Raw genomic sequence first — 22306 nt, forward strand, 5'->3', positions numbered from 1 at the left:
GAATGGCTGCTGACCGCAGCCCCGGGGCGGGACCCTCGCCCGATCCCTGGAGCGTCCTTACGGTGGCGCGTGACCGGGGTCACAACACAGGAGGGTGGTCGTGTCCTTCGAAAAGAACGCCTCCGGCACCGTTTACGAACGGTTCCAGAGCAGCGCGGAGTTCCAGGATCTTCGCCGCAGATTCCGCCGATTCGCATTCCCGATGACCGCCGCCTTCCTCGCCTGGTACCTGCTCTACGTCGTCCTGTCCGGATGGGCGCGCGGCTTCATGGGCAAGGAGCTGTTCGGCTCCATCAACGTCGCGCTGGTGTTCGGCCTGCTCCAGTTCGTGTCCACGTTCCTCATCGCGTGGCTGTACTCGCGGCACGCCGGCCGCAGCCTCGACCCGGCCGCCGACCGGATCCGCGCCGCCGTCGAAGCGGCCGGCTCCGGAGACGCCGACGCCCCTGAGACGGAGGTGGCCCGATGAGCGATGAGAATCTTTCGATCACCCTGTTCCTGGTCTTCGTCGGCATCACGCTGGTCATCACTGTGTGGGCGAGCCGGAACACCAAGGACGCCACCGACTTCTACGCGGGCGGGCGCTCCTTCTCCGGCGCGCAGAACGGCCTCGCGATCGGCGGCGACTACATGTCCGCCGCGTCGTTCCTCGGCATCGCCGGGCTCATCGCCCTGAACGGCTACGACGGGTTCCTGTACTCGATCGGGTTCCTCGTCGCATGGCTCGTCGCGCTGCTGCTCGTCGCCGAACTCCTCCGCAACTCCGGCCGGTTCACGATGGCGGACGTGCTGGCGTTCCGGATGAGCCCGCGTCCCGTCCGCACCGCCGCCGGCGTCTCCACCATCGTCGTGTCGATCTTCTACCTGCTGGCGCAGATGGTCGGCGCGGGCGCGCTCGTCTCGCTGCTGTTCGGGTTCAGCAGCGACTTCGCGAAGGGCGCCACGATCGCGCTCGTCGGCGTCCTGATGATCGTGTACGTGGTGTTCGGCGGGATGAAGGGCACCACCTGGGTGCAGATCGTCAAGGCCGTCCTGCTGATGACCGGCGCCATCCTCATCACGCTGCTCGTCCTCGGCCACTTCAACTTCAACCTCTCGTCCCTGCTGGACGACGCCGCCGGGCAGAGCGGCAAGGGCAGCGCGTTCCTGGAGCCCGGCCTGCGCTACGGCACCGAGGCCCAGGGCCTCAAGGGCAAGCTCGACCTGATCAGCCTCGGGCTCGCCCTCGTCCTCGGGACTGCCGGACTCCCGCACATCCTGATCCGCTTCTACACCGTCCCGACGTCCCGCGACGCCCGCAAGTCGGTGCTCTGGGGCATCGGCATCATCGGCGTGTTCTACCTGCTGACCCTCGTCCTCGGGTTCGGCGCCGCCGCGCTCGTCGGCAGCAAGGCCATCGCCAAGGAGAACCCGGCGGGCAACACCGCCGCGCCGCAGCTCGCCGAGAAGATCGGCGACATCGTGTTCGGCAGCGCGGGCGGCACCATCCTGCTCGCGGTCATCGCGGCGGTGGCGTTCGCGACGATCCTCGCCGTCGTGTCCGGGCTGACGCTCGCGTCCTCGTCGTCCTTCTCGCACGACCTGTACGCGCACGTGTTCCGCAGGGGCAAGGCCACCGAGCGGGACGAGGTCCGCGTCGCGCGCATCTCCGCGTTCGTCATCGGCGCGGTCGCGATCGTCCTCGGCATCTACGCGCAACGCCTGAACGTCGCGTTCCTCGTCGCCCTGGCCTTCGCGGTCGCCGCGTCCGGGAACCTGCCCGCGATCCTCTACAGCCTGTTCTGGAGGCGTTTCAACACCACGGGCGCCGTCGCCGCCATCTACGGCGGCCTCGGCTCCGCGATCTTCCTGGTCGCGTTCTCCCCGGTCGTCTCCGGCACGCCGAAGAGCCTGTTCACCGACGTGGACTTCCACTGGTTCCCGCTGGAGAACCCGGGGATCGTCTCCATCCCGTTCGGCTTCCTCTGCGGCTTCTTCGGCGCCCTCCTCAGCAAGGAGCACAACGCCGAGAAGTACGCGGAGATCGAGGTCCGCTCCCTCACCGGAGCGGGCGCGGAGGCAGCCACCGATCATTGAGCACTTCCCGTCCACCGTGTGCCCGGAGCCTGCCCCGCACAGGCTCCGGAGACGCGAAGGCTCAATGACCCCCCGCGCGGGCACCCCCCGCCCAGCGCGGCCGCGGCCCCGTCCCACCCCCCTAGGGACGGGGCCGCCCCCTTTGTAGGGGCGCGCTAGCCGCGCGTCCGCAGCGCCGCGACCGACTCCACCAGCCCGGCCCGTTCGAGCGCGTCGAGCACGTCCTCCAACGTCTCTGGCGGATTCCTGCGCGAGTCGACGATCTGCTGAACACAAGCCCAGATCCTCCGGTCGTCGAAGTCGATCTGGTCGAGCACGAAATCGTCCGGCCCCTTGGCCTCCACACCCCAGGGGGCGAGCACATGCGACGGGAAGTCCCTGAGGTTCGATGTGACGATCATCTGAGCTCCGCACTTGATCGCCGCCGCCAGGACGTGCCGATCGTCCGGGTCGGGAAGCTTCAACCCCTCGATCAGCGGCTCATACCCCTCGACGAGGATGTCGGGAACCGCCTGGTTCATCAGGGCCCGTAACCGGGCGAGCTTCTCCGGTGGGATGTCGGGGCGGTTCGCGGCAAGGTTCTCCTGCATCTCATCGAGGATGGCGTTCGTCCACTTGGCCTGGACGAGCCCGGACTGGGCAACGCGTATCAGTAGGTCGCGCTGGGTGTTGCCGTACAGGACGCAGGCGTCGTAGACCGCGACGAACGTCATGGTCAGATGCCCAGTTCCTGGCCGAGTTCGGCGAGTTCGTCGGCTGCGGCGCGATTCTTCGCCTCGGACTCCCGCTTGTAGGCCATGAGGTCGTCGTACCTGATGCGCCGGTGCCGCCCCACCCTCCGGTACGGGATCGTCTCCCTCTCCAGCAGCCCGATCAAATAGGGCCGGGAGACGTTCAGCAGGTCGGCGGCCTGCTGGGTCGTCAGCTCGGCATGCGAGGGCATCACCGACACGCCTCGTCCGGCGGCGGCCTGGGACAAGATGTAGGTCAGCAGGCTCACCGCCTGCCGCGGCAGCACCAGAGCCTCTTCCTCACCGACCTCGGCCTGCACTCGGATGTTCTGCTCGTCAGGGTGCCGCTGCAGATACGCCTTGATCCGCTGGACGGCTCGCGCGGCCTGCGCGGAGTCGATCGCGCCTGGCTCTATCCGTTTGACCTGTACGTCTGCCATGCTCACACCTCCTATTCGCAGTATGCGAAGCAAACGCAATAAACGCAAGCCTGCGGTGTAGGCGGGGACGGCGCGGCGTGTGGGGCACCGCCGTGCCGTCCCCGGTTCAGGGGGTTGCGCCGAGTGTGGTGGCGACGAGGGCGGCTGCTCGTGCGGGATCGGGGGCGAGGCGGGTGTCTTTGTGGGGCCGTTGTGCCAGGTGTAGGACGTGTCGTCCCAGCGGATGAGCCACGGACCGGCGTCGCGGCAGGTGACGGTGACGCGGGTGAGAACCGCCTCCTCGTCCTGGACGGGCGCCGCCGCGATCTGCGGCGCGCGCCTGCGGACGGCGCGTGGAGCCGCTCAGCGGGCCCGAAGTCCTCGAACTGTCTCCCCCGGAAGACGGCGGCGTCGGTGACACGTCCGGCCTCGGCGATGGGTTCGTTCCAGGACGTGAAGAACCACGGCCGCCTGCCGTCCTCAGGACGCGTGCCGCAGGCGCCCAACGCCGTCCGGGGCCGTTCGTTTCGTGTGACGGGTGCTCACCGGCAGGTTTGGAGTCGGCCTCGCGGTAAGAGGCTTGGTGAGTCCCTCGACGTGATCGAGCGAACTGCGTTCGTCGCCGATAGGCGAGATGACATCTGGTGACATGAGGACGGGGAATGCCGCAGGTTGTGACGATCACCGGTACGCGCTCAACCGGTTACCGCATGCTGGGCGAGTATTGGGCCGTGTTCGATGAGTACGTCCGACCATTCGCGCGCCGTGGCGTCCGCTTCCGTCTCGGGGGCGCGTCCGGTATCGATTCGCTCGCGTTGCGTTGGCTTGCGGACGAGACGGAGGCCGAACTCGTGGTCGTCGCTCCGGCCAGGCTCACTGAGCAGCCGAAAGACGCTCAGGACGCGGTCGCGGCCGTCCGTGACGGGGGCCGTCTCGCCGAACTGGTCGAGCTCAGCGGCTCGCTGAACACCGAGGGCTATTTCGAGCGCAACCGCTGGGTGGTCGACCGCAGCGGGTTCGTCATCGGCTTCCCGTTGAAAGGCACGACGTCCAGCGGCACCTGGTACACCATTGCTTACGCGGCAAACCAGCATAAACCGCGATTGATAATGCCGGTTTAGAATTCCGGTGATGTACTGCCAGGGTGGACGGACAACGGTGCGAGATCTTTCTTGGAGAGCCGGAGGCCGCCGAACGCCGATTGGCGAAGTCCGCCGAGGAATTAGTGAGCCCGCGAGAGCGGGGCAGCAGGGTGGGGTGGGGCGCCGGTTGCAGTGGTTCCGAAGTTACTGGGATGAAGAAGACATCTGGTTCTACTTCGAGGTCGGCGCCGACGACTGGGTGATCCGGCAGGTCGAACTGCGAGGCATCGACCGCACGCCGATCGCCGCCGCCTCGCTGGCCGAATCGCTTCAAGCTCGTGACGGCGGTACCTACGCCGCCTACGCCGCAGCCTACGGAGAGACCGCGGGACTGCCCGTCAGCCAATGGGAAGGCCACGACGTAATGCCGCTCACCAGGGACGAGTTCGAGGACATCTGGACTACTGCCCGTCAAATCCTTGAGGCTCCGCACCCGCCCGAACTCTGACCCGCACTGCTGGACAGCCTGGCGGCGGTTATGTGTCGGGTTGGGTTAGTTCGGATTCTAGTTGGTCGGCTAGGGCGGCGCGTTCGGTTTGGTGGCGGTGGAGGAGGGGGGCGCTGTAGGTCGTCCAGGCTTTTTCTTGGGCTTCGGTCATGTGGGCGTTGGTGAGTTCGGATTCTACGTTTGGGTGGGCCTCTAGGAATTCTGTGAAGAGTTGGCTCATTTCTATGCTGTGGCGTCGGTTCAGGGCTATGCGGCGGGGGTCCATTCCTCCTGGGAGTGGGGTTTCGGCTAGTGCTAGTTGGTCGTAGACGACTAGGGCCGTGTGGGTGGGGTCGTTTGGTGGGTGGACGCGGAGCGTGTGGTGGGGGTTTGGTTCGTCGTCGAGGATGATGGCAATTTTGGTGCCGGGTGGGAGGTCGGCGGGCCAGTTGACTTCGTCGGTGGGGTCGTCAACGAGGACGTGGGCGAGTTTTCCGCGTAGGCCCTTCGCGTTGTAGGGGAGGGGCTTGCGGTTCTGGCTCTTGCTCATGCGGTGGCCTCTCCGCTTGGGGTTCGGGAGTTTATGCGGGGGTGTGGCGGGGTTCTCGCGGGCGGGGTTTCATGATCAAATGTGGGGATGCGGGTCGGTAGCGGCGGGGTTCTGCTGGTTGTTGTCGGGCTTCTGACTGGGTGTGGTGGGGCGGGCAGTCCGGCCTCTGAGGCGGCGGCGCCGGTTGCGCCTTCGCCGATGCAGGCGAGTGTGCCGCCTGATGGTGGGTTTCGGGGGTGTCTGCAGGAGCACGGGATCCGGTTGCCTGAAGATGAGCGTGACAGCGGTAACGAGGAGCGGATGCGGACGGCCGTCGAAGCCTGTGCATCGCTGCTCGGTGCGGGGGAGGCCGCTCGGGTTCCCGTGGTGGCGGGCAGCGTGTTCCAGGAATGCCTTGGGCGCCATGGCGTGAAACTGCCCTCGGTGGGGGAATGGCTGCGGCTCAATCCGGGTGAGGATCCTGCCGTGGCGGCGGCGCTCAAGCGGTGCTGACTCCAGAAAATCGGTCGTGCGGATCGGTGGGGGAGGCTGCATGATGGGGGTATGAGCGATGATCGGCAGGATGAGGGTGGCCGGTGGCGGACTCTGCCGCCGCGGACTCCGTTGGACGAGTTGGTGGCCGGGCAGGAGGTTCCGCCCAAGCCGCAGGTGATCGCGGACCCGGGCAGTACCGAGATCGATGAGGCGCTGAGGTATCCGGTCTGAGCCGATGGCTTTCGGGGACGGGCGTCGAGTCAGGGCGCCCGTTGTCGCACTGGGGGATCGGCGGGCGCTGGAGGCGTGGCGGCCCGCCGATGACGGTGTGGTCGAGGCGGCGCGGCGGCTGAAAGAGCGGGCGCTGCTGGAACTCGGGATGAGCCACAGCGCCATCGCGTCATGGCTTTACAGTAAGTGTCATCACCAGATTCCTACGACGGCCGTTGAGACTGCGGCCGTGGTCGCGTCGGGGGACGGGTCCTGCCTTCTTCTTTATAATCCTCAGTTTTTCGTGGATATCGGGGCTGAGGGCGTTCGGTTCGTGCTGTTTCATGAGGCGCGGCATCTTGTCCAGCGGCATCTGTTCGCTGACGTTGATCTGCGGAGTGATCCGGTTTTCACGGTGGCGTGCGAGGTCACCGTTAACCATGTCGCTTTGACGCGGCTGGGCGGGGCATTGCCTGAGGTGGGCGGGAAGCCGGTCGGGATCTCGCCGCAGGATGTTTATGGCACCTATGTTAAGGATTTGGGTGGTCAAGGGCTCGATCCGGTTCGGTTTGAGGAGTGGATCGAGACGGATATGAGCGTTTACCGGGAACTGCGGAGGATGCGCCAGCCGCCGGGGGCTGGGGACGCCGTGTGTGTCCATGTTCTCGTTGACGTGCTCGATCAAGAGACCGTCGAGAGGGTCGGGAACGACGTCCTGCGGAGCGTGCTCATCGCGGCGCGGCGAGGGAATAGGGCAGCCGAAGAGGAGCTGCTCGAACTGCTGCGGAGAACGGAGGGCGGGGGCGAGGGCGTCGACCGGATCTGGGGTGATCTCGGGGCGCACGCGCTGCGCGGGGTCACGCAGTCGACGCGGCGGGTGGAATGGTGGCAGCGCTGGCTCGTGGACGTTCTCGCGTCGAAACTCCGGGAGGGCGAGCGGCTCGTCTATCCGAAGAAGCGCGGGGCGGTGCTCGCCGCGCTCGGGCATGAGCCGATGCTGGCGCGGCGCGGACCGGAGCGGGTGAAGACGCTGGTCATCGCGCTGGACACGTCCGGTTCCATCCCGTCGGGCGTCGTCGAATGGCTGAGCGGGCTCGTCGGACGCATCGACGGAGTCGAGCCGGAATGGCTTTCCTTCGACGCGGCGGTGAACCCGTTCCGGCCGGGCGAGCCCATGTACGGCGGCGGCGGGACCGACTTCGGCGCCGTCCAGCGGCATGTCGAAGCGAGAGACGAATTTCCGGACGCCGTCATCGTGGTCACCGATGGATATGCCGACCCGATCAGCCCGGCGGAGCCCGGGAAATGGATCTGGCTGATCACGCCTGGCGGGGACGAATGGCCGGAGCGGCGGGATCCGCCGATGGCGTGTCATCGCGTCCGGCCCGTGTGACTCGCTACGGTCATGCCTCATGGCCCCCCAACGCAAGTCCTGGAGAACCGTCCGCGCCCGGAATATCGCCCGCTGCACGGCGGGACTGCTCCGGTTCGCGACGCCCGGCGAGGTCGATGAGCTGCTCGGGCACCTCTCGGACAACCGCGTCCGGCATGCGACGGCAAGTTTCGGGATGCCGAACCGGGTCGTGATCGAGGCGCTGCTGAGGCGCGGCCGGACGGCCGACCTCGACCTGCTGATCCAGCACGCCCTGCTCGTCGGGGACCCGCCGTCCCTGCTCGGACGCCTCCTCGACCTGGACGATCCCGAGGTCAACGCGACCCTCCTGACCGCGGAGAGCGCCCTCGCACGAATCCCGCGCAACCTGCGCCGCCAGCTCGCGCGGCAGACCTCGCGCCGGGACGGCGTCACGCCCGTCCCGCTCCCGGCGTCGTTCCGGGACGACCTGTTCCCCATGCATGGCGGGGCTCTCGATCACGCGCTCCTTTACGCGGCCGATCCCGAGCTGGCGGGAAGCGTGCTGCGATTTCTCGGGGCGGGCGCCGATCCGCATGGCGCTGTTTGGGCCTGTCTGACGCTTCTCGATTCAGGTCGCACGCATGAAGTGCGGCAACTCGTCGACGATGCGCGCCTTCCCGCGTTCCGATGGGGGGTCGGCGAATCGGAGCCGAGTGTGCTCGCCTATGCACAGGCGGCATTGCAAAGCGAACAGGGGAAGGAACGGCTGCGGGAACTGTCGGGTCGGGTACGGCGTCCTGAATTCCTGCGGTCGGTGGCCGAGCTCGCGGACGCGGCCGGTTGCGAGCCTTGGCGGGACGCGCGGCCGCTCGTTCGCACGGTGGTGAATCGGCGGCATCCGTGCATTCCGCGCGTCGACTGGGACGCGGTGAGCGCCGACCAGAGCCCGATCCCGGCCAGGGCCGCGCGGTTCATCGTGAAGCGGACCGACGTGCCCCTCGCGCTGATCCGGCGGGCCGTCAATGAACATCCCGAGCTGGCCGTCTTCATCAGCGACCCCGCCCCCGAAGTGCTCGCGGATTTGTGCGGGCAGGGCGCGCGTCCAGGCGCGGACGTCATCCTCAAGGTCGCCGGAAACGGTTTCGTCGCCGGGACGATCGACGCCGCCTTCGTGGTCGAGACCGTCCCGGAGGAAGCGCTGCGGACGGTCGCCGACTCGCTCTGGCTCCCCGGAATCCGCGGCACCGCCCAGGTCAGAGCACTACTCCAAAGAAACGGCGATATCGAACTGTCCCCGCCGTTCCTGGACGAGACCGGCCACGGCCGCACCCGCCGCCTCCGCGAGCCGGGTGTCCTCAACCACTGGAATCCCGAACTCGCCTACGGGCCCGAAGCTCTGAAACTGTTCCGCGACCGCCCGCGCATCACCGCCGACGAGGTTCTCGCCGTGGCCCAGCCGGACGAATTGCTGGCCCCGTCCAAGGGCCTTCCCGACCCGCGTGTGCTGCGCCGTCTCGCCGAGCACATCGACAGGCACATCGGCGGACGTCCCGAGGCATGGCTGGTGGCGCTCAAACTGCTGGAGGACGGTTTCGTCGGCACCCTCCCCGAACTGTTCGCGACCGCCGGAGCCGTCACCAGTTGACGACCTGGAAATCCTTCAACAGGCAACCATGCGGCGGATTCCCGTCGCTTTCACCACGAACGATCGGATCGTAGACGCGGGCGGCGGCGTCGACGGCGTCCAGCGGGGGACGGAACCCGGCTGCGGCACGCCGCGCCTTGTCCGGTTCCGGTTGCTGATCGGTGAACCAGCCCGGATCGACGCTCGTCATGTAAACGCGGTGCGACGCGAGTTCGGACGCCGCCGTCCGCGTCAGCATGTTCAGCGCCGCCTTCGCCATATTCGTGTGCGGGTGTTCGGCACCCTTGTAGACACGATCGAACTGCCCTTCGACCGCCGACACGTTCACCACGTACCGCCGCGGATGCGGCGACAGTTCCAGCAACGGACGCAGGCGTCCGACCAGCAGGAAAGGCGCCGTCACATTGATGAGCTGCGCCTCCAGCAATTCCACCGGATCGACCTCGTGCACCAGCCGCGTCCAGGAATTGACCGGCGACGGATCGGGAAGCAGACCCGCGACGTCCACCGCGCCCGCCGCCACCGGCAGCGCGGGCGAGGGAAGCGCGGCCAGGCCCTCGCCCGCCAGCAGCGGCGCGTACGACTCGGGCGGATGGCGGAGCGTCTGCGCGGCGAGGTTCACCAGAATGTCCAGCGGCTCGCCTTCGGCCACCAGCGAATCGCACCACCGGACGACCGCCGGGACGTCCCGCAGATCCATTCCGGTAATGGTGAGCCGGTCATGCCACAGATCGCGGTCGGGCACTTCCGCGAACCGCCGCCGCGCGTCCGCCGGGAAGCGCGTCAACGCCGTGACCGACGCGCCGTCCCGCAGCATTTTCAACACCAGCTCGAAACCGGCGCGGATTCGCCCGCCGGTGACGATGGCGCGGCGTCCCGTCAGATCGGTGCGCGCGTTCCGGTGACGGCGATGTTCCGCCGCGCACGGCGGGCACAGCCGGTGGTAAAAGGCGTCCACCTCACCGAAATGCGCCTTGCACACGTAGCAGGAACGAAGCCCGCCAGACGGCGTCCCGGAGGGCAGGATCTCGACAGCCGAAGCGTCATCGACCCGGTTCACTGGCCGACCCGCCAGAATCGCCGCGTCCTCGGCGGCGCGCCGCCGCCGCGCCGCCGCCCGGTCGCGCTCCCGCACCCGCTTTCCGAACGCGCTGACCGCCATCCGCACCCGCTCCAGGTCGGGATCGCCGTCGGGCGCGTCCGCCATTTCCTTCAGGACGCGCAAGCAGATCCCCACCTCGTCGTCGCGCATGGGGCACATTAAATCGGGTGAGCCCGGACGTCCCGTACCGGTGTACTTGATCGCATGAGCATGCCGGACGGGCCGCGCCTCGCCCGCTTCATCGACACCATGATCGACCTGGGCATCACCGGGCAGGTCTTCGGCGAGCACGGAATCGGGAAGACGTCCACGTTCTTCAGCCATGTCCGGCGCCGCCGCGAGGACACGGCGCTCGTCTACGTCCCCGCCGCGAACCTCACTCCGGACGACCTGCTCGTCAACGCGCCCGTCCGGCAGAACGGCGGCGAGTTGGTCCTGAAACAGCTCATCATGCGGCAGCTCAAGCCGGGAAAGCCATTCGTGCTGCTCATCGACGACTCACTCCAGGCCGGGACGACTCTCCAATCACAGCTCATGCAGATCGCCTGCCACTGGACGCTCGGAGAGCACGACCTCCGCGAACTCGGCTGCATAGGCGTGTTCCTCACCGACAACGAGTCGCTGAGCGAGACAGCCGCCCGCCGCACCGACCTCGCCATTCTCGACAGAATGGCGACGCTGCGGGTCACGGCGGCCGACACCGCGTGGCGGGCGGCGCTGTCCCGCAAATTCCGCGGCGTCGACCTGACCGGCGTGTTCCGGATATGGGCGTCGCTGCCCGCCGAACTGCGCCGACTCCTGTCGCCGCGCACGCTGGAGCACGTCCTCGACTGCGCGCTCGCCGGATTCCCGCTGGCCTGGGGCCTGCCGCTGGTGGACGGTCACCGCCTGCCCCTCGCCGTCCCCAAACCGGACGGCAAACCCGGTACGGACCAGGCCCCCGACATCCTCGGACGCATAGCCGCCGAACTGCGCCGCGCGGGCGCCGACGTGCCGAACCCGCCGCACATTCCCGATGCCGTCCGCCGGCTGGTGAGGACGGCCATCGAGCGCCGCTGGGCGGTGCTTGTCCAGGGCCCGCCCGGCTGCGGCAAAACGGAGGTCGTCAAGGAGGTCGTCCGCGACGAGCTCGGCATCGACCCGCTCTATTTCTCGCTCCCGGTCACCAATGTCGAAGACCTGTGCGCGCCCGTCCCGACCCTGGACGGCACCCTCGACAACCTCCTCGCCGCGCCATTCCTGGAGCCCGGCGACAAGGCCATCGTCTGGGACGAGTACAACCGTCCCAAGGACAAGTCCACGTTCGCGCGCCTCATGGAGGTGACGCAGGAATGGTCCTTGGCGGGACGCCGCATCAAGGGCCTGCGCGCCCAGATCGCCTTGCAGAACCCGCCCTACCACCTCGGACGCAAGCTGCTCGTCTCACGCAACACCATCGCACAGGCGTCGCGCTTCACCGCGTCCCTGGAAATAGAGCCGGACGACATCCCCGCCAACGAATGGCTCATCTCCCGCTATGGCCCGGTGGCGGAGACCGTCCTCGAATGGTGGAAGAACGACATCGACGACGATGGCCGCCAATGGATGACCAAGCGAACCCTTGAGCGCCTGATCCGCCTCCACGGCAGCGGCCTTCCCCTGGAAATCGCGAAGGTATACCTGGGGGACGGCGAGTACGCGCCCGTCCCGCTCGCCGATCTGGAGTCGCGGCTCGCCCTCCGCCAGGTCACCGGCCTGCGCGAACTGGCCGCCGACCTCGACGGCTGGACGGCCCGGCTCCGCGCCGCCGGTCCGGAGGGCTCGGACGCGACCGACGTCGTGCACCGCGTCCTCGCCAACGCCGAGCTGTCGCAGCTCCGCGCGCACGCGGAGACCGCCGCGCGGCTGGCCCCGCTGCTGCCGCCCAAGCTCAAGGCCACCTACCTGTTCGGCGCCGACCCCGAGCGCCAGCGCTTCTGGACGAACCTCTTCACCGCCTGACCTCCAGGTGCACCTGCTCGCGGACGCGGTCACCCCGCCCGACGGCGCCACCTCGCGGGCGGCCCGCCCGGCCTCGCCGCCGCCGCGACCCGGCACCGCCGACTGGACGAGCTGCTCATGCGCCCGGTCGAACTGCTGCTCCCGATTCCGTCACTGCTCGTCATTGAAGGGAGCGGACACATGACCGACGAGTCCGCGCCTCGGTTGAACGCCGCCGCGACCGCGTTCCACGAGGCCCGCATGAGCCGCGAGCGGGCGGCCGGGGCGCTCGACTGGGCGGGCTGGTGGGACGCGGTGGCGGGCGACCCTGTCCTGTCCGGGCCCGCGCGCCGCCGCTTCGAGATCTTCGGTGACCCGCGCGACCATGGCTACGCGGCCGCGAACCGCGACCGTCCGACCTCGGCGCGGTGGCACGCGGACGCCCTCCGCGACCAGGGGTTCAGCGAGGCGCGCCAGGTATGGTGCTCCCCGAGCGACGCCCTGATGGCGGCGCTGCGCTGACCGGGGGTTCGGGCCGCGATCAGGCCGACTCTTTTCCCGCGACCGGGGGAGGTACGCGGGAGCATCCCGCTAGACGATCTAGCGTGGCTACTGCACGGGCGCTGGACGAGCACGCGCGGGGACGCGCCGGACGGAGGCGGAGCATGGGATACGTCAGGCATGCCAGACGCGGCGTGGTGATCGTCGTCGGCGGTTTGGTCCTGCTCGGCGGCGTCGCGCTGCTCGTCCTGCCCGGACCGGGCCTGCTGCTGGTCCTCGCGGGCCTGCTCATCCTCGCCCGCGAGTTCCCGGCCGTGGACAAGTACGTCGAACCCGTCCGGGACAGGGCCATCCAGGCGGCGGAGGAGAGCGTCACGTCCTGGTGGAAGCTCACCGGCTCGATCCTGACGGGCCTGGCGCTGCTCGCCGCGGGCGTCGCCTGGGGGCTGGTGGACGAACTGCCGTTCTCGGGGTGGAGCGCGGGATCGGGCCTCATCCTGTCCGGCATCATCCTGTTCGCGTTGCTGATCTGGAGCCACCGCCGAGTCCGCGCCGCCCGCGCGGCCCGCGGCGCCTGATCCGGCCATTTTCTTGGGCGGAGTTGATCCGTGGGACGGGTATGCCCGTGCAATGGGCATGGGCATTCTTCTGCGACTTCTCGTGGCCGGTGGGCTGGCGGCGGACGCCGTCGTCCACTGGCGGTTCGCGCCGGACATGGCGCCGGGCCCGCACACTCCGAGCGACACCATCCCCGGCGACGACCTGTTCTACGGCCAGGCGATCGCCGCCGCCGTCGCGGCCGTGCTCGTCCTGGTCTGGGCGCGGAGATGGACGTTCGCGATCGCGTTCGTCGTCGCGGCGAGCGCGGCCGGGGCCGTCCTGCTGTACTACTCCGTCGACTTCGGACGGCTCGGCCCGATCCCGCGCATGTACGACCCGTCCTGGTACAGCGACAAGACGATCAGCCTGGCGGGTGAGCTGGTGGCGGCGCTCGCGGCGCTGGTCGGGTTCTTCACCGTCCGGCGGCCGGAACGCAGCGAGGAGCCCGCGCCCGCGTCCGTCCGGCGGTGACGTCCGTCCGGCGGTGACGTGCGGCATGGGCGGGCGGGGGAGGGGTAGCCCGGCCGTATGGACACCGCGGACGTGACGCTCGACCTGGCGGACGCGACGCTGCCGGGCGACCTCGCCCTGCCCGGCGACGAGCCCGGCGGCGTGGTGCTGTTCGCGCACGGCAGCGGCAGCTCGCGGCACAGCCCGCGCAACCGGGCCGTCGCCGCCGGGCTCAACGAGGCGGGGATCGGCACGCTGCTGATCGACCTCCTCACCGCCGAGGAGGACGAGCGCGACGCCGTCACCGCCGAGCTGCGCTTCGACATCGGGCTGCTGACCAGGCGGCTCGCCGGGGCGATCGACTGGCTCTCCGCCATGCCCGCGACGGCGGGCCGGCCGGTCGGGCTGTTCGGCGCGAGCACCGGCGCGGCGGCGGCGCTCGCGGCGGCGGCGGAACGTCCCGGACGGGTCGCGGCCGTGGTGTCGCGGGGAGGCCGCCCGGACCTCGCCGGGGACGCGCTCGGCCGGGTCGCCGCGCCCGTCCTGCTGATCGTCGGCGCCCGCGACCCGGTGGTGCTGCGGCTGAACGACGAGGCGGCGGGACGGCTCCGGGGCGCCGTCCACCGGCTGGAGGTCGTACCGCGCGCGTCGCACCTGTTCGAGGAGCCCGGCACGCTGGAGCGGGTCACCGACCTGGCCGCGCGGTGGTTCGGCCGGTACCTGACGCAGCAGTCGGCCGTGCCGTAACCGGGCCGCGTACCCCGCGCGGCGTAGGCGCGCCGCCGTGTTGTGCGCCGTTCGCCGTACCTCCGGTGTCGCCGCGCACGGGACGTCTTTCCGTCCGCGAACCGGGATCGTCTTTCCGGGACGCACCGGAAAGGACGTGACGACATGGCGGCACAGGAAACCCGTACCGTACGCGCGCCGAGCCCGACCGCCCGGCTCCCGCTCGGACGGGGCTGGCGGCGGGCGACGCTCATCGTGCACATCGTGTCCGCCGGGGCGTGGATCGGGATCGACGTGATCGTGGCCGTCCTCGTCCTGACCGGGCGGTACGGCGGGAGCGAGGACGTCCGCGGGCTCGCCTACCGGGCGCTGGCGACGTTCGTCGTCTGGCCGATGCTGACCAGCGGGCTCATCTGCCTGGTCAGCGGGCTCGTGCTCGGGCTGGCCACGAAATGGGGCCTGGTGCGCTACTGGTGGGTGGCGATCAAGCTGACGCTGAACCTCGTCCTCTGCTCCCTGATCCTGGTGGCGCTGCAACCGGGGATGGACGAGGTCGACGACTACGGCCGGACGCTCGCGGCGGGCGGCACGCCCGATCCGGGGCGGGTCTCGGATCTGTTCTACCCGCCCGCCGTGTCGCTGACGGCGCTGACGCTGGCGACCGTCCTCGCGGTGACGAAGCCGTGGGGCCGCCTCCGCCGCCGCGCTTGAGAGCCCGTGGTCGAGCGACCCGTGGTGGAGCGGCGCGTGGTGGAGCGGCGCGCCGCCCGGCGTGCCGGATCGCCGGACGACGCGCCGCGGTCTCAGCGTACGAGCGGCGCCGGGTCCGGTCGCTCGGCCCCCGGGGTCGCGGCCACCGCGGGGGCGGCGGCGACCCAGGCCGGGTCCGGATCCGGCAGCTTGTCGCAGGTGCGGTCGACGAGGCCGCGGTTCGCGGGCAGCGTGCCGTCCCGCAGGTAGGCGACGAGGGTGTCGTCCAGGCACCGGTTGCCCGCGAACGTGATGGCGTGGCTGCCGCCGCCGCGCTCCACGACGAGCCGGGCCCCGGGCAGGGCCCGAGCCGTGTCGACGCCGCCCTCGTATGGCGTCGCCGGGTCGTCGGTCGCCTGGAAGAGCAGCATCGGCGGCAGGCCGCGTCCGTCGATGCGGGTGCGGTTCCCCGCCTTGACCGGCCACGTCAGGCAGGCGGCGTTGAACCACATGTTGTTGTAAGTGTAGAAGGGCGCCTTCTCGTTGACCTTCGCCTGGTCCTTCTTCCAGAAGCGGAAGTCGCGGGGCCACTTGCTGTCCGAGCATTGGACGGCGTTGTAGAGGTCGAACGAGTCGTCCGTCGGATCGGGCGCCGCATACCGCTCATAGGCCGTGACGAGCGGGGCGGTGTCCTTCGAGTTCGTATACGCGGACAACACGGTCGCGAGCCGAGGCCACCGCAGGATGTTGTAGCCGCCCGCGACCTGGGTGTCGTCGAACTCGTCCGGGCCGATGCGTCCGACCGGGTGCGCGCGGAGCGAGGCGCGCATGGCGTACCACTTGTCCTCGACGTCGTCCGGGTCGGTGCCGAGGCGGTAGACGCCGTCCGCCTTGGCGACCCACGCGGCGAACGCCTTGAACCGCTTCTCGTGCTGGAGGTCCTGCAGCACGTTGTGGTCGTACCAGGGGATGGACGGCCCGACGATGCTGTCCAGGACGAACCGGCGGACGTGCGACGGGTAGAGCTGCGCGTACGTCGAGCCGAGCGTCGTCCCGTACGACCAGCCGAAGAAGTTGATCTTCTCGGCGCCGAGCGCGCGGCGGATCGCGTCCATGTCCCGGACGTGGTCGACCGTCGAGAGGTGCGGCAGCAGTTCCGCGTGTTTCTCCGTGCAGTTCCGGACGTATCCCGCCGCCTTCGCGAGCCAGGTCTCCGCCGTTCCCTGGCTGACCTGGAAGTCGGGACGCGGCCCGTCGAAGTAGTGCGGGTCGCAGGACATGCGCGGCTCGCTGTGCTGGGACCCGCGCAGGTCGAAGCCGATCCAGTCGTAGGCGGCGGCGACGTCCGGCGGCAGTTGGGACGGAATCCACGACGCCATCCACAACCCACTGATGCCGGGCCCGCCCGGATTCAGCAGAATGGGCCCCTGCCGCTGGCCTTCGGGCGCGGTGGCGGGCAGCCGATTGATCGCGATCTTCACCGTCCGCCCGTCCGGCCGGGCGTGGTCGAGCGGGACCTCCACCATCGCGCACTGCAAGGTCGGAGCCTCCGGCTCCGCGCATGACCGCCATTGCACACCCTGCGCGGCGGCGGCCTGCGGGACGCCGCCCACCACCGCTCCCACGGCGACCCCGGCCGCGGCGATGACCGCGCCCGCGCGTCTCCTTCTCCGGGCTCTCACCGGCTGCCTCCCTGATCTCAGTGTGAAATTGCAGTGTACAATTGCACACCTCCTGAGAGCTGTCCAGGGAGCAGCCGGAGGCTTTGAAATCCCCTGTCAGGACGGGGTTCCTTGCCTGCGGGGGGCCGGTTCAACGAACCAGGAAGACTGCCCCCGGCTCAGTTCGTCGAGGGGGTGGCGGTCGGATCGACGCCCAGCGTGACGGTCGCGAGGAGCCCGCGCTCGATCCGGCCCTTGTGGAGTGGCCGGATCGTCAGCAAGCCCGAGTTGGCCTGCTGGTAGATGAAGTCGTCCTCCAGTTTCACGCGTTCCAGAGTGTTGTCCTTGTAGGGGGACAGCTTGGCGATCTTCTCCGCCAGATCCTCAGCGAAGTAGAGCTGGCCGGTGTGGCTCACATGGCCACCCGTGTAGGTCTTCTTCTGGGGGTCGACCTTGCCTCCGATGTGGACTTTCACGTGGATGTGGAGTGCGCGCCCCTGGTACCAGCCGGGGTAGACGGTCGCGAACTCGGCGTCGCCGTTCCCGTTGGCGAGTTGGACGCCGCGCAGAAACGTCAGGTCGTTGACCGGCTCCTGGTGCATGCCACCGCCACCACCGGGCGGCGGCCCGGTCGGAGCGCCGGTAGGAGGCGTCCCTCCGCCGGGCAGGGTGTTGCCGTCGTAGCCGGAGTAGACGCCGCCCGCGTCGCAGTGCCAGATGTCCACGGCCGCCTTGGGGATGGGACGGCACGTCCGGGAGTCGACCACGGTCGTCCGCAGGATGAGCGGGACTCCTGGCCGGTCCTCGGTGACGTTGCGCCGGACCATCTCGTAGTCCAGGTAGTACGGGCCTTCGATCGACTCGGGCGACAGCACGCACGACGGCTGCTTGGTACCGGACGCGGGCTTGGCGGTTCCGCTGTCGGCGCCACCGGCGAGCACGACGCCGCCCGCGGCGGCGCCGACCGTCAGGCCGACGCCGCCCATCGCTGTCAACGCGGCCCGGCGACTCAGCCCTGTGCGCTCCACTGCCTTCTCGTCTTCGTGCATGGGGAGCCTCCTCGTGGGGGAACGGGGCCGCGGTCAGCCAAACGAGAACACCTTAGATCTCAATAGGGCGAAGATGAGATTTGTGTGAGCTTTTCTCAGAAGGTGGACGGGAAAAGCCGGTGCTTGAGAACGCGGTCGATCTGGATGGCGGCGGTCTCGGGGTCCCCGCAGGGGCACAGGTAGCCGTGGCGTCCCCAGGTGGCTTCGTGGTACGCCCAGCCGCCGCCGGGGACGGCGAGGACGTTGACGACCATTCCGATGTCCTTCGTCGCCCTCGCGTAGACCCACAGCAGGGGGACGGGCACCGGGAATTCGTCCCGCCGGTAGAAGCGCATGAACCGCCAGCCGCGCGGCGCGAGTTCGTCGGCGAGGTCCTCCAGGTATTGCGTCGCCGTCTCGTGGCCGCCGAGGGTCCGCCAGCGCAGCAGAATGCGCTGGGCCTGGACGACTAGAGCCCGCATTTCGCCCACGTGACCTTTCCTCCGTCCGGCAGCGGCCGGACACCCCAGTCGCACGCGAGGCAGGCCACGAGCGCCAGCCCTCGCCCGTGGATCGCCGCGCAGTCCTCCGGCCGGACGACCGGCCGCCCGGCGCCGCCGTCCCTGACCTCGATGACCGGCAGCCCGTCGCGCTCGTCCTGGAACACGTGCACGGCGACAGGCCCGTCCCCGTGCAGGACGGCGTTCGTGACCAGCTCGGACACGATGACGCACCCGTCGTCGTCCACGAGTCCCCACTCGGCGAACCGTGCTGCGAGGAACCGTCGCGCCCTACCCGGAGCCTCCGCATTGGGTTGGAGGACGCATTCGCCTTCTCCGCTCATCAGGGCCGCCCCCTTTGTGAATGCGCTCATTGCCCCGCCCGATTTGCCGGACGAGTGGCGAAAATGCATTCCGTTATGACCGGTTCGGGGGGAACTGTCAAAACGATCGTCTCGAACATCCCGGCCTCCATTTCCATCGACCTCTAGCCGAGCATCGCGCAAAGTGCCATGCTGTTTAACGTGTTCGGCACGCCATGAGCCGGACCCGGGGCTAAGCCGGGTCTCATTGGTCGTCATGGGTCATCGACTGGTCATCGGGAGACGTAAATGCCGCAGCCGCCAAAGCTCCTCACGCCCTCGAACAGCCCGCTCGACCTGTTCGGCTCAGAGGTGCGCAGATACCGCGTCCTGGCGAATTACAGCATCAAGCAACTCGCCGCCAAGATCCCCTACAGCCCCTCATTCATCGGCGTAGTGGAACGCGCGGAATCGCACTGCGAGCGTGCCTTCGCGGAGCACTGCGACGCCGTCCTCGACACCAAGGAGGCCCTGTCCCACCTCCACGACGGCCTCTTCGGCAACAAAAGGGACGCCTTCCCCGAGTGGTTCCGCAAGTGGCCTGGCGTAGAAGAGGAGGCCGACACTCTTCAGGTCTACGAGCCCACCGTCGTCTACGGATTGCTCCAGAAGGAGGAGTACGCGAGCGCCTTGCTCTTCGGCGACCACGAAGCAATCGACGCGCGGTTGGCTCGGCAGGCCATCCTTACGCGAACGGACCCGAAGCCTCCGCGTCTCGTGTACGTACTTCCTGAGGTCGTGCTCTGGTACGACGTGGGAGGCGCGGATGTCATGCGGGCCCAACTCCAGTACCTCGCGGAGGTCAGCACGCCGCGCCTCAGTGTGCAGGTGATTCCCAATGGTCAGCCGCACCCGGGTAACCAGGGGGCGTTCGTCCTGGCGACGCTCTCTGATGGCAGCGAGATCGCCCTTGCCGAGACCGCCGCGCGTGGGATCATGATGGAAGCGCGGGAGGACATCTCACGACTCAAGGACAGGTTCGCTGCAATATGCACACAGGCGCTTCCCGTGAGCATGAGCGGCGATTTGATTAACCGCACGATTGAAGAGAAGTGGACTCCATGAACCGAGAGCTCACCTGGCGTAAGTCCAGCCGCAGCGGCAGCGACGGCGGCAACTGCGTTGAGCTGGCCGGATTGAATGACGATGTGGCGATCCGAGACTCGAAGGACCCGCACGGCCCGATCCTTGTCGTGTCGCGTGCTGGGCTTCGTGACGCCATTCGGGCGGCGGAGGAGTGAAGGTCACCCGGCCTATGGTCGGATGACCTTCACTCCAGAATGTTCAGTGCGTTCCTAGGCCGCGCGCCACAGTTGTGCGCCGGTCCCAGCGCAGGTCCATTGGATGACCCAGGCGCCCAGGTTGGTCCGGCCGCCGCCGACCGAGACGCACTTGCCGCTGTTGACGTTCACGATTTCGAAGTAGACGAGACCCGGGATGGGCTGGGGCACCGGCACCAGCTTGAAGAGTTGGTCGGCGGTGCCGTTGCAGGTGAAAACGAAGGCCGCGGCCCCGTCGTTGCTGGAGCCGCCCGCGATGCTCAGGCACTGGCCGTTGTGCTTGTTCTTGATTTCGTAGGTGTCGCCGCCGGTGTTCACGTCCTCCCAGAAGATGGTGTTGTCGGCTCCGGCGCCGTTGAAGCAACTCTCCTGGCGTGCCGCGCCCCGTGATTCCACGTCGTAGGCCAGGCACAGTCCGCTGTTGACGTTGCCCCACCTGCGGCCGGTGAGGGGGACGTCGGCCGGCGAGGCCGTCCCGGACGCCTTCGACACGCCCACGGCGCCGACGGCGGCGCTCGCCGGAGCCCCGGTCAGCGCCGTGGCCAGCGCCGAAACGAGGAGCGCGGTCAGCAGGGCGGCCGGGGCAAAGAACCGTACTTCGCGTCGCATGAGACTCCTCCACAGTTGGCAACCGGCCAGAGGCGAGCCCGAACCGGCGGGACCAGCGCACCTGCCGGCATTCCGTCCACAGGGAGATATGCACGAGGGTTACGTCACGGCGCGCGAGCGACTCTGGGACGAATTCGAAGCCGCCTACTTCTGGTCGGTGTAAATGGCGCAGTCGACCTTCCGCGCGGCCCGGAGGCGACTGTGTCGAGTCGGTCAGCCTGGAAGGCACGGTTGGCGTGTGACACTCGAAGGGGTCGGAAGGGCTGGTTCTTGTCATCCGATCGGCCGTGTCGTCTGCGGCGGTCCGGCTCGCGCGCGGGCAGTGGCGTGGTGGCTCCCAGCGGTTCGCCGGTTCGGGAGTGAGGTCCGTCGATACGATCGGAGGACGACGGTCCCCCGGTTCGCCCGGCGTCCGGGTGTGGGCCGATTCTCATGATTTCGCGTTGGCTCGTTGCCGGTTTCGTTGGTCAGGAGACGCCATGGCATCACGACAGTTCGAGCCCCCGTCAGGCACGCGTGACTTCCTCGCGGGTGCGCTGCGCACCCGCGAGCATGTCTTCGCGCAGATCCGCGGGGTGTTCGAGCGGTACGGGTTCGAGCCGCTCCAGACCCCGGCCTTCGAACGGCTGGAGACCCTGACCGGCAAGTACGGCGACGAGGGCGACAAGCTGATCTTCAAGATCCTGCGCCGCGGGGAGCACGAGGCCACCGGCGAGGCCGACCTCGCCCTGCGCTATGACATGACCGTCCCGCTCGCCCGTGTGGTCGCCGGTTACGGCTCGCGGTTGCCGACTCCGTACAAGCGGTACGCGATGGGGCCGGTGTGGCGGGCCGACCGTCCCGGCCGGGGCCGTTTCCGTGAGTTCGCGCAATGCGATGTGGACGTGGTCGGCTCGGCGTCGCCGCTCGCCGACGCCGAGGTGGTGTGCGCGCTGACCGACGCGCTCGACGCGGTCGGCCTGCGTGAATACCGGGTCCTGGTGAACTCCCGGCAGGCGTTGTCGGGGCTGTTGGACGTTTACGGCGTTCCGGTCGAGCTGGGCGGTGGGGTGCTGATCACCTTGGACAAACTCGACAAGCTGTCGCCCGACAAGGTCGCGGCCGAACTGGTGGACGCCCGGTCGCTCGCTCCGGACATCGCACAGGCCCTCGTGGGCGACCTGACGGCACCCGACGCCGTGGACCGGATGCAGACCGCCTTGAAGGACAGCGAAGCCGGACGCGCGGGGCTGGAGGAGATCGGCCGGTTGCTGGAACTGGCGTCACCCAAGGTCGGCGAGGACCGGATCACCTTCACCCCCAGCCTGGTCCGGGGGCTGGATTATTACACCGGGGTCATCTTCGAGGTGGTGGCCGAGGGGATGCCGGGGTCGATCGCCAGCGGCGGCCGATACGACGGGCTGATCTCCGCTCTCGGGGGCCCGGACGTTCCGGCCTGCGGCGGCTCCCTAGGCGTCGAGCGGATCATCGGCCTGCTCGGGGACGACGAGGGCGCCGCACACCGGATCGATGTCGCGGCCACGGTGATCGCTGAGGACACCGCGTCCGAGGTCATGGGGTTCGCCGCTCGACTGCGGGACGCAGGGTTGCGGACCGAGGTGTACCTGGCCGCCAGCCGCAAGCTCGCCAAGCAGCTCAAATGGGCCGCCGACCGCAAGGCGCGCTTCGCGCTGATCTACGGGGCGTCCGACAAGGAGGCCGGGGTGATCACGGTCCGGGACATGGATTCGGGCGAGCAGTCCGAGGTTCCGGCCGACGAGCTTGCCGCGTACCTCACCGGGAGGTGTGCGCCGTCTAGGTAGTTCCAGAT

At 68.9% G+C, this 22306-nt stretch carries 25 protein-coding genes; 16 read left to right on the forward strand and 9 right to left on the reverse strand.

The genetic code is table 11. The features are described from left to right. The first annotated feature begins 100 nt into the window (after window positions 1–100). The gene (locus FXF68_RS24735; RefSeq protein ID WP_148763123.1) at window positions 101–469 is read left to right on the forward strand and encodes a DUF485 domain-containing protein; all 369 of its coding nucleotides are present in this window, start codon (window positions 101–103) and stop codon (window positions 467–469) included. Continuing rightward, window positions 466–2076 (forward strand): solute symporter family protein, encoded by a 1611-nt coding sequence (locus FXF68_RS24740; protein ID WP_148763125.1) that lies wholly within the window; start codon window positions 466–468, stop codon window positions 2074–2076. The genes FXF68_RS24735 and FXF68_RS24740 overlap by 4 nt, the downstream gene beginning before the upstream one ends. Window positions 2077–2231: 155 nt before the next feature. Here the strand turns inward: FXF68_RS24740 and FXF68_RS24745 are convergent, their stop codons facing one another. After that, window positions 2232–2789 (reverse strand): PIN domain-containing protein, encoded by a 558-nt coding sequence (locus FXF68_RS24745; RefSeq protein ID WP_148763127.1) that lies wholly within the window; start codon window positions 2787–2789, stop codon window positions 2232–2234. Between the two features lie 2 nt (window positions 2790–2791). Beyond that, window positions 2792–3247 (reverse strand): excisionase family DNA-binding protein, encoded by a 456-nt coding sequence (locus FXF68_RS24750; RefSeq protein WP_148763129.1) that lies wholly within the window; start codon window positions 3245–3247, stop codon window positions 2792–2794. A 641-nt stretch (window positions 3248–3888) separates the two neighbouring features. Here FXF68_RS24750 and FXF68_RS24755 point away from each other — a divergent pair. Together FXF68_RS24755 and FXF68_RS24760 are read left to right on the forward strand one after the other, a co-directional pair. Next, a complete protein-coding gene (locus FXF68_RS24755) occupies window positions 3889–4347 on the forward strand; it encodes a DNA-processing protein DprA (RefSeq protein ID WP_148763131.1) in 459 nt (152 codons plus the stop codon). A 148-nt stretch (window positions 4348–4495) separates the two neighbouring features. Continuing rightward, window positions 4496–4816, forward strand: a complete 321-nt coding sequence (locus FXF68_RS24760) for a hypothetical protein (RefSeq protein ID WP_148763133.1) — start codon at window positions 4496–4498, stop codon at window positions 4814–4816. 28 nt (window positions 4817–4844) lie between these two features. Here the strand turns inward: FXF68_RS24760 and FXF68_RS42540 are convergent, their stop codons facing one another. Next, a complete protein-coding gene (locus FXF68_RS42540) occupies window positions 4845–5345 on the reverse strand; it encodes a DUF7161 family protein (protein ID WP_187438094.1) in 501 nt (166 codons plus the stop codon). 261 nt (window positions 5346–5606) lie between these two features. Between FXF68_RS42540 and FXF68_RS24770 the strand changes: the two genes are divergently transcribed. The 3 genes from FXF68_RS24770 to FXF68_RS24780 all read left to right on the forward strand — a co-directional run bounded on the left by FXF68_RS24770 (window position 5607) and on the right by FXF68_RS24780 (window position 9028). Continuing rightward, window positions 5607–5837: a hypothetical protein gene (locus tag FXF68_RS24770; RefSeq protein ID WP_148763135.1), complete on the forward strand. Its 231-nt coding sequence runs from the start codon at window positions 5607–5609 to the stop codon at window positions 5835–5837. 217 nt (window positions 5838–6054) lie between these two features. Next, window positions 6055–7422, forward strand: coding sequence for a DUF2201 family putative metallopeptidase (locus FXF68_RS24775; RefSeq protein ID WP_148763137.1), 1368 nt, complete (start codon window positions 6055–6057; stop codon window positions 7420–7422). Window positions 7423–7441: 19 nt separating this feature from the next. Then, a complete protein-coding gene (locus FXF68_RS24780; protein ID WP_148763139.1) occupies window positions 7442–9028 on the forward strand; it encodes a hypothetical protein in 1587 nt (528 codons plus the stop codon). Here the strand turns inward: FXF68_RS24780 and FXF68_RS24785 are convergent. After that, a complete protein-coding gene (locus FXF68_RS24785; protein WP_187438095.1) occupies window positions 9018–10280 on the reverse strand; it encodes an SDR family NAD(P)-dependent oxidoreductase in 1263 nt (420 codons plus the stop codon). The two genes, FXF68_RS24780 and FXF68_RS24785, sit on opposite strands and share 11 nt — an antisense overlap. Before the next feature lie 54 nt (window positions 10281–10334). Between FXF68_RS24785 and FXF68_RS24790 the strand changes: the two genes are divergently transcribed. The 6 genes from FXF68_RS24790 to FXF68_RS24815 all read left to right on the forward strand — a co-directional run bounded on the left by FXF68_RS24790 (window position 10335) and on the right by FXF68_RS24815 (window position 15077). Continuing rightward, complete coding sequence (locus FXF68_RS24790; protein ID WP_148763141.1) at window positions 10335–12110, forward strand: AAA family ATPase; 1776 nt, start codon at window positions 10335–10337, stop codon at window positions 12108–12110. A gap of 180 nt (window positions 12111–12290) precedes the next feature. Continuing rightward, complete coding sequence (locus FXF68_RS24795; protein ID WP_148763143.1) at window positions 12291–12611, forward strand: hypothetical protein; 321 nt, start codon at window positions 12291–12293, stop codon at window positions 12609–12611. Window positions 12612–12694: 83 nt separating this feature from the next. Continuing rightward, entirely contained in the window at window positions 12695–13168 is a 474-nt protein-coding gene (locus FXF68_RS24800; protein WP_222870076.1) for a PGPGW domain-containing protein, read from the forward strand. Window positions 13169–13250: 82 nt separating this feature from the next. Beyond that, a complete protein-coding gene (locus FXF68_RS24805; protein WP_148763145.1) occupies window positions 13251–13661 on the forward strand; it encodes a hypothetical protein in 411 nt (136 codons plus the stop codon). A gap of 57 nt (window positions 13662–13718) precedes the next feature. Beyond that, window positions 13719–14387, forward strand: a complete 669-nt coding sequence (locus FXF68_RS24810; protein ID WP_148763147.1) for a dienelactone hydrolase family protein — start codon at window positions 13719–13721, stop codon at window positions 14385–14387. 144 nt (window positions 14388–14531) lie between these two features. Further along, a complete protein-coding gene (locus tag FXF68_RS24815) occupies window positions 14532–15077 on the forward strand; it encodes a hypothetical protein (RefSeq protein WP_148763149.1) in 546 nt (181 codons plus the stop codon). 92 nt (window positions 15078–15169) lie between these two features. On the opposite strand, the gene FXF68_RS24820 is transcribed toward FXF68_RS24815, so the two are convergent. The 4 genes from FXF68_RS24820 to FXF68_RS44900 form a co-directional block, all read right to left on the reverse strand. Further along, entirely contained in the window at window positions 15170–16738 is a 1569-nt protein-coding gene (locus tag FXF68_RS24820; protein WP_222870077.1) for an alpha/beta hydrolase, read from the reverse strand. 158 nt (window positions 16739–16896) lie between these two features. Then, complete coding sequence (locus FXF68_RS24825) at window positions 16897–17766, reverse strand: intradiol ring-cleavage dioxygenase (protein ID WP_222870078.1); 870 nt, start codon at window positions 17764–17766, stop codon at window positions 16897–16899. 95 nt (window positions 17767–17861) lie between these two features. Then, complete coding sequence (locus FXF68_RS24830) at window positions 17862–18236, reverse strand: hypothetical protein (protein ID WP_148763151.1); 375 nt, start codon at window positions 18234–18236, stop codon at window positions 17862–17864. Further along, a complete protein-coding gene (locus FXF68_RS44900) occupies window positions 18215–18826 on the reverse strand; it encodes an ATP-binding protein (RefSeq protein ID WP_483902916.1) in 612 nt (203 codons plus the stop codon). Before FXF68_RS44900 ends, FXF68_RS24830 begins: the two co-directional genes overlap by 22 nt. Window positions 18827–18856: 30 nt before the next feature. On the opposite strand from FXF68_RS44900, the gene FXF68_RS24840 reads away from it, so the two are divergent. After that, window positions 18857–19672, forward strand: a complete 816-nt coding sequence (locus FXF68_RS24840; protein WP_148763155.1) for a helix-turn-helix domain-containing protein — start codon at window positions 18857–18859, stop codon at window positions 19670–19672. After that, a complete protein-coding gene (locus FXF68_RS24845; protein WP_148763157.1) occupies window positions 19669–19848 on the forward strand; it encodes a DUF397 domain-containing protein in 180 nt (59 codons plus the stop codon). The genes FXF68_RS24840 and FXF68_RS24845 overlap by 4 nt, the downstream gene beginning before the upstream one ends. Window positions 19849–19902: 54 nt before the next feature. Here FXF68_RS24845 and FXF68_RS24850 read toward each other — a convergent pair whose 3' ends face one another. Beyond that, window positions 19903–20496: an RICIN domain-containing protein gene (locus FXF68_RS24850; RefSeq protein WP_148763159.1), complete on the reverse strand. Its 594-nt coding sequence runs from the start codon at window positions 20494–20496 to the stop codon at window positions 19903–19905. A gap of 479 nt (window positions 20497–20975) precedes the next feature. Between FXF68_RS24850 and hisS the strand changes: the two genes are divergently transcribed. Continuing rightward, window positions 20976–22298 (forward strand): histidine--tRNA ligase, encoded by a 1323-nt coding sequence (gene hisS / locus FXF68_RS24855; protein WP_148763161.1) that lies wholly within the window; start codon window positions 20976–20978, stop codon window positions 22296–22298. Window positions 22299–22306 lie beyond the last annotated feature (8 nt).

Source organism: Actinomadura decatromicini, assembly GCF_008121305.1.
Classification (GTDB): Bacteria; Actinomycetota; Actinomycetes; order Streptosporangiales; family Streptosporangiaceae; genus Spirillospora; species Spirillospora syzygii.